Here is a 6,108-nt window from a genome sequence, read left to right as displayed (position 1 = left end):
GAAGAAAGGGAAAGAAGAGAACAAGAGCAGAGGGATACTGAGGCGACGGGAAAACCTAATAGACAAAAAATAATGAATGATCTTTATAATAGAACTAAAAATACAAGGGATCAAATAAAGCAAAAAGCGGATGAAATAAGAAAATCAGAGGCATTTAAAAATCTTTCAAGTAAACAGCGAAGAATGTTAGATCAAAAACTAAGAAGATTAGAAACAGGAAATATAGCCTCTGCAAAAGTTGAAATTTCTGGTATAAAGAAAGACTATATTTCTCATAGTCAAATTAATACTTTGGATGATTTATTTTCAGACCTGGATAATTTTACACATCTAAGAAACGATAAAATATTTGAATCATATGTAGAAGATGTTTTTCCAAGGTATCAAGATACTGAAGCAAAAATTTTAGAGGATATTGCTTCACAGATTAAAGACCCAACTATAAAAGGTGAAATTGATTTGTTTTCACATTTTGACGTATGCCAGAGTTGTACGAATTTGATATTTGAGTTTAGACGAAAATTTCCTAATATAAAATTAAGCGTCTATACTAATAGCATGAGATAAAGGGGGGATTTTATATGAGTAGCTATGAAGAAATAAAAGATTCTGTGAATCTTGGGTTTGAAGAATATGTTATTAACAACAAGTATAACACTGCACAGGCGTCTGCAAGAATTCTAGAAGAGGACTGGTGGATATTAAACGAGGACAATTTCAGTAAAACAGCTTTCTTTATATGTCTAGCCTTAGAAAGTTTAAAAATGAATGAAATTGCTGATTTTATATTATTAAAGCTAGATACTTTTTTGGGAAATTTAGAATTTGAAGATTCTACTAAAATTAATGATGTGAATCAACTTCTTCATGATATTAGCTTGTACAAAGAACGTATTGAAACGGATGATTATAAAATAATTGAGACTAATAATACTTGGAAAGGTAGACTTGAATATATTTTGAGTCTGAAACGAGAAGACTTGTAAGCCTTCACAAGGGGTTGTAAAAAATTGTGTACACCTATTTACACCCCTAACAACAAGATCGTACAATACAACCAACGAACCAAACATTAAACAATTCAAACACTTGATACACTTTCAAAGCTCTTTCCCACTTAAACCATGAGTAGGAATTAGCTTTTTTTACGTGCAGAAAATAAACGAAGGAGCTGGATGGCATGACAAAACAAGTACAGGATAAGGTAGGTTTAATTGCACAGGCGGAATCAGAGTATGAGGCAATCGTAGGGGAAGTAAGAGACTACTGCCAGAAGGCTAGGCGGTTAAGAGAGTAAGCCGATGAACTAAGACGATCTGGCAGTACCGATCCGCAAGTAGCAATAGAGATAAGCAAGCTACTGGAACAGGCTGAATACTTTGACCAGTTGGCTAGTGAAAAGGATGGACACTCAAGACTGGAAGCCATTCGCCACTTGGAAGATTTACAGTGGGAAGCAACTGCATTGAAGGGAACGATATAGCAAAACAAAAGCGTATTAGCTCGTCAACAAATGGAACTGGAAGAGACAGAACGAGAAGTTGTACTAATGGTACAACGAGCAAAGGAACAAATACAGGAAACGGAACAGCTATTGGAGTTTCATCGAGCAAAGCTGACTGATTTGGAGGGGAACAGAATTGAGTAGGAAGTTGATAAAAAGATTTGAACCATTAGTAGAGATTATTGAGTCTGCTCACGAGGATGGATTTATAGAGATTGTGGATGATGAGGATATGATTGAATTGGTAATGGAGGATTAGACGAATGGCGCAACTAAGCCCCGAAGCATTAGAAGCACGTCGAGAATATAGAAGACTATACGAACGTGAGTATCGGCGCAAATGGCGGAAGCCGGAGAACTGTTTGAAAGTGAAAGAGTACGAGCGCAGGTATTGGGAACGCAAGGAAATGCAGACAAATGAATAACACATGCAGCTAAACGCTCGTAGGTAGCGCACCCATTCAAACGTACAACCAAGGACTTTTTACCGTAGCAGACAAGAAACCACGAGAGCATCCAAATATAACAGTCACAGGAGGAAATAGCACAATGACGAAACACGTTCTTATGGGAACTGGTACTTCACGAGATCGAAACGAAAGCAGAACTAACACGGATGTACTTTGATTGCTTTACGTTTATTGATAAAACAGAACAGCTTGAGGCATTTCAGTTGCATAAGAAACAGAGGGAAGAAAGTAGAAGGATAGCATGAGAGGAGTCATTCCTTGAAGAAGATGATCAAGAATGGTGAGCAATGTAGTGAAAGCGGATAGATAAACAGCTTGGCGGCAGGGTGCCCTCCCCCGGTCGGGGAAACGATACCCCATGATATGAGGTTAGGCGGTGAAAGGATGGAAAAAAGCCAATGCGGAGCGAAGACGAAAAACGGAGAACCTTGTAAAAAAGCAGCTTTGGCGAATGGGCGATGCAGGTTTCATTGTGGGAAATCAACGGGGCCGAAGAACCAGGCGAAACATAGAGAGAGCCTAAAGGGTAATAAAAACGCCTTGAAGCACGGATTGTACGAAACAATTTGGATGGATACGCTAACCGAGGAAGAACGAGAGTTGTACCATCAGGTTTCAACCGATCCGAATGTACAGGTGGACAATGAATACAGACTTTCAGCATTACGTATCAGACGCATGTTATGGCGCATTCATCAGGAGGAACAAAAGGACAAGCCCAATCCTGCCGAAATCAGAGCTATTGAAGATGCTATCACCAAAGTGCAGATGAATATTGCCGCACTCATTCGGGAGAACGGTAAACTCATCGACATGCAGAAGCAGAAGAGTGACGGAGCCTTAGACCAGTTGGTCGAGATACTGCAACAAGCTAGAAGCAAATTTCAAAGCTGAAGACAGGAGCAAACAGAGCACACGCTTTGTTTCGCTCCTTTTCGTTTTGGGAGAAGTACCCTGCTCCGCATCTACTAGAAGGTGTTTTAGTAGAACCTTTGGCGGCGTTTTTACGGAAATCAAGTAATAATGCGTGTTCGACAAGGAAGGCAGAAGAAATACTGGCACTCGTGTATGCAGATGGCGATACAACAAGAACCTATCAGGAACAACGAGACTTTCTAATCAAAAGTTATGTGAGGGATATACAGTTCAACAAGAAGGAAATCGAGTATGTAGAAGGCGAACTGCAAGGTATGATAAAACGTCTTGACTACCAACTGGAAACGATGCCAGGCATAGATTTGGTAACTGCATCAGCACTTGTTGCCGAAATTGGAGACATTAACCGCTTCCCTAGTGCAGAAAGCTGGTACGTCTTGCAGGAATAGCCCCTGTCAACTTCAGTTCCGGTGGCAAGGGAACGAACAAAAAGAGCAAACTGGGAAATCGGATATTGCATGGCTTGTTTTACAACCTAGCCGTACAGCAAGTACAAGTTTCAAAAGGAAGCAAAAAGTCACGCAATCCACTGTTTTACGAATACTTCAACCGCAAGAAAGAAGAAGGTAAAACGCCAACACAAGCCTTGGTATGTGTGATGCGAAGGTTAGTCAACATCATCTACGGCATGATGAAGAACAAAACAGCATTCAGTCTCCCTGAAAAAGCAGAAAAACAAGCAAGTTGACAGGTGGTTTTGCTAGTATTCTAGCAGCCACCATTCCTTTTCAATAGTATAGCTTTACAACATAGGGGACGGGTGAAGTTCCAAATGTAAGTCATGGAAAAGTATTCCCAACAAGAGTAATTGATTTAGAAACAGAAGGTTTTATTATTGATAAAGTTAAAGTGTTAAGAAGTAAGGAAAAGACCTATGCTGATTATTCATTAAAACCAACAAAACCAAAGTACGAGGCTACTGAAGCACCAGATAGGAGTGGTAATGTAAGATTAAGAGACAATGATACTGAGTATAAAATTCTAAATGATTTGGCATCTAGACTTGATAAATTGCCAGATCCATCAAAAGCTCGTGGAAAAATTAAATTATTTACCGAATTAGATATATGTGGAAGTTGTGGTAGAATTATAGAAAAGTTTCACAAAGATTATCCCAATATTGATATTGCGGTAATCCATAATGGTGATAAGATAGTTGAACCATAAGGAAATTATTGGGAGGACATAAAGTGAAACGAAATTATGAGGCTTTATTTGGAGCTTTTTATGAAAACTATTTTTATTTTAAAAGTGAGAGAATGAGTGGTCCTGAAGCTCTTGCTTGCACATGTGAGGCATACTTCGGTATGGATAAAAGAGGTGAAATGGAAAAAGCAGTATTGTTTATTGCGGAAGGGAGAATTCATTTAACACATTCGAAAATTTTTGTTAAATCGAAACAAAAGATAATTGATGCATTAAATTCTCTAGATTTAAATAAGTTACAACTTGAAATAGCTCCAGATGATTATCAGGACATATTAGAACGAAGAGATATGGTGCTTGATGGAATTGAAAGTATACCTGTAGATTATAGTCCGAATACAAGATATTACTACTTTGAAATAGATAAGGAAGTTAAAAATTACTTTGGGATTTTATTCAATGAGAAGAAAGATGCAATTGAGCTTGTTGAGGAAATAATGGAACGATTCGAGCGTGAATGTAGGAGTACATTAAGTGAAAAAATAGTTGTTAGAACAACACTTGCAGAACTACTTATCAGATATAGAATTAATGCTAAAGGGGAGTTTTTGAAAATAAAAAATGAATTAGAGCAATTCGATATGAATGATGTGGGGGAACAATTGTCGGAAAATGAAAAGTTGGATCTTTCTATGCGAATTAGGGAAGTCTTATCTAAACTTCAAAATTTATAGATCAATTTGTTTTTTCAACGATGCGTTTTTAGAATGATACAAACAACAACGCCACAATGCGAGCTAAACGCCGTGTTGTGGTTTTTTATCTGCCTTTATTATCCAAACAATCCAATCATACAAGCGGCGGCTGTTCAAAAGCCCCACCCAGTGCCGAATGAGTAGGGCAGATGAATCTAAGTAGACTTAACTCAAGTTGTATTCGAATAAAGACTTTTTTCATTTTATTTGTACGCACATCAATGCTTTGTCTTTATACCCTAAAAAGTGCTATTCCGATACATTAAACAGGTCGATTATGGTCAGATACCACATGATTGACCTGTTTTTATATGCAGATGATTTTGTACCTCATACCCGAGCTCGAATTAACCATCCTAATAATGGTGTATTTTGAGGATTCGGAGACAGCAAGAGGTTTTGATATGGCAGAAATAAGAGCTGCATTACCGAATGGAACAACACTTAGTATAAAACGCGGACCAAACGGATGGAATTGGGATACTATGGATACATAAATGATTCTGAATAAAGCAAAACAAAATGTACTCATGAAACCAGAGTACGTAGAATTATTAAGACAAAGAGATTAAGCGGCGCTAAATATGGCATGGATGAAAGAATCTGCTGAATTGATGGGAGGTAGTTTTAATGTATACAAATAATAGTGAGGAAAGAAAGTTCCTATATGTTAAACCCTACTTCGTTGGAGTGATTGTAGACACAGATAATGGATTTGACTGGTTTGAGAACGACGAGAGAGGTCAATTAGGGAGAATAATAAAGGAGAGTAACTTTACTGACCTTATATGTGAATTGGTTCATATTTTCAAAGAGGGGCTGCCAAACTACTACGAGCTTTCTTCACTTTTTAGTATGAAATATGAAATAGTACAAGGACTTTTAATATCTCGTTTTGGATTAGAAACTGCTCGAAAAGAGAAAGAAGAGTTTGAAAGACGGTTTGGTAAAGGTAAAGCAGGTATGGATAATGGAGACAAAATTATTTGTAGAGTCGAAAACGTTGAACGTAAAGATCAAGATATATCTAAAATAGAAATGGATATTGACATTGAGTGTTTAAAAATCAATGACCTTTATTTATTTGTCAACGAAATACCAGATCTGAATGAATTGAAAACCAACATAGAGGCAAAGTTTGATGATATTAACATTACTGTTGGTAATAAACTAATCGTCAAAGATAAAACTTATAGGATTTTTGTTTTAGAAGATGAAAATAGGATGACTGGGCATTTTCAGGGATAGTAGACTGTCGGCCCAGAGTCTGTCAATTACATGGAAAGAGGGGGGATAG

8 protein-coding genes and 1 pseudogene are annotated in these 6,108 nt (G+C 37.5%); all 9 read left to right on the top strand.

The features are described from left to right. Positions 1-567: deaminase domain-containing protein (locus tag HPY28_RS23400; RefSeq protein WP_305820385.1), on the top strand; the 567-nt coding region annotated here is incomplete at its 5' end. A 14-nt stretch (positions 568-581) separates the two neighbouring features. Further along, positions 582-986 carry a hypothetical protein gene (locus HPY28_RS23395; RefSeq protein ID WP_106778599.1) on the top strand — a complete coding sequence of 135 codons (405 nt, stop codon included), beginning with the start codon at positions 582-584 and terminating at the stop codon, positions 984-986. Between the two features lie 654 nt (positions 987-1,640). Next, positions 1,641-1,763: a hypothetical protein gene (locus HPY28_RS30775; protein ID WP_256437643.1), complete on the top strand. Its 123-nt coding sequence runs from the start codon at positions 1,641-1,643 to the stop codon at positions 1,761-1,763. Positions 1,764-1,767: 4 nt separating this feature from the next. Beyond that, positions 1,768-1,929, top strand: coding sequence for a hypothetical protein (locus HPY28_RS23385; RefSeq protein WP_174231516.1), 162 nt, complete (start codon positions 1,768-1,770; stop codon positions 1,927-1,929). Positions 1,930-2,358: 429 nt separating this feature from the next. After that, the gene (locus HPY28_RS23380) at positions 2,359-2,868 is read left to right on the top strand and encodes an HGGxSTG domain-containing protein (protein WP_174231515.1); all 510 of its coding nucleotides are present in this window, start codon (positions 2,359-2,361) and stop codon (positions 2,866-2,868) included. Positions 2,869-2,903: 35 nt separating this feature from the next. Next, positions 2,904-3,598 (top strand): annotated as a pseudogene (locus tag HPY28_RS30560) (transposase); the annotation flags it as partial. 161 nt (positions 3,599-3,759) lie between these two features. After that, on the top strand, positions 3,760-4,077 hold the full coding sequence (locus HPY28_RS30555) for a deaminase domain-containing protein (protein WP_371813538.1): 318 nt from the start codon (positions 3,760-3,762) through the stop codon (positions 4,075-4,077). Between the two features lie 23 nt (positions 4,078-4,100). After that, the gene (locus tag HPY28_RS23360; RefSeq protein ID WP_174231513.1) at positions 4,101-4,790 is read left to right on the top strand and encodes an Imm3 family immunity protein; all 690 of its coding nucleotides are present in this window, start codon (positions 4,101-4,103) and stop codon (positions 4,788-4,790) included. 651 nt (positions 4,791-5,441) lie between these two features. Further along, positions 5,442-6,059 (top strand): hypothetical protein, encoded by a 618-nt coding sequence (locus HPY28_RS23355; protein WP_174231512.1) that lies wholly within the window; start codon positions 5,442-5,444, stop codon positions 6,057-6,059. The last annotated feature ends 49 nt before the right edge of the window (positions 6,060-6,108 follow it).

The organism is Brevibacillus sp. HB1.2, assembly GCF_013332495.1.
In the GTDB taxonomy this organism is placed as follows: domain Bacteria; phylum Bacillota; class Bacilli; order Brevibacillales; family Brevibacillaceae; genus Brevibacillus; species Brevibacillus porteri.
This window is presented reverse-complemented; position numbering and strand designations above follow the sequence as displayed.

Coding starts and splice junctions, on each gene's coding strand:
- HPY28_RS23385 (WP_174231516.1), top strand. CDS start 1,768: ATGGCGCAACTAAGCCCCGAAGCATTAGAAGCACGTCGAGAATATAGA.
- HPY28_RS23395 (WP_106778599.1), top strand. CDS start 582: ATGAGTAGCTATGAAGAAATAAAAGATTCTGTGAATCTTGGGTTTGAA.
- HPY28_RS23355 (WP_174231512.1), top strand. CDS start 5,442: ATGTATACAAATAATAGTGAGGAAAGAAAGTTCCTATATGTTAAACCC.
- HPY28_RS23380 (WP_174231515.1), top strand. CDS start 2,359: ATGGAAAAAAGCCAATGCGGAGCGAAGACGAAAAACGGAGAACCTTGT.